Source organism: Neisseria sp. MVDL19-042950 (assembly GCF_030504625.1).
Taxonomy (GTDB): Bacteria; Pseudomonadota; Gammaproteobacteria; order Burkholderiales; family Neisseriaceae; genus Neisseria.
Genome location: NZ_JAUKWH010000042.1, coordinates 1 through 360, shown reverse-complemented (window position 1 = coordinate 360; position 360 = coordinate 1). Strand labels below are relative to the sequence as shown.

The window sequence follows — 360 nt, the reverse complement described above, 5'->3', positions numbered from 1 at the left end:
CCCGAACGGATTACCCCGCTGCCGAAGATCCAAGGCAGTCTGCCCGCCAGGATCACCAGCCCCGGTAACTACACTTATGCCTATCTCGACAGTATGGGCCGTTACCGCGTCAAACTGCCGTTCGACCTCGACGAGTGGAGTCCGGGCGGAGAAAGCCGACCCATCCGCTTGGCCAAACCGTATGCCGGCCCCGCCTACGGCCAACACTTCCCGCTGCACGAAGGCACCGAAGTGATGTTGTCGTTCGTCCAAGGTAATCCCGACCGGCCGTATATCTCGGGGGTGATGCACGACAGTTCCCACCCCGACCACGTCCCTGCCGATTGGAACACCCGCAACGTTATCCGCACTTGGGCCAAC

The 360-nt window shown here is 61.7% G+C and carries 1 protein-coding gene; it reads left to right on the top strand.

Annotated elements, in window-relative coordinates; translation table 11 throughout:
• On the top strand, nt 1–360 hold a 360-nt coding region (locus Q0X97_RS11850), incomplete at both ends, for a phage baseplate assembly protein V (protein ID WP_302067762.1).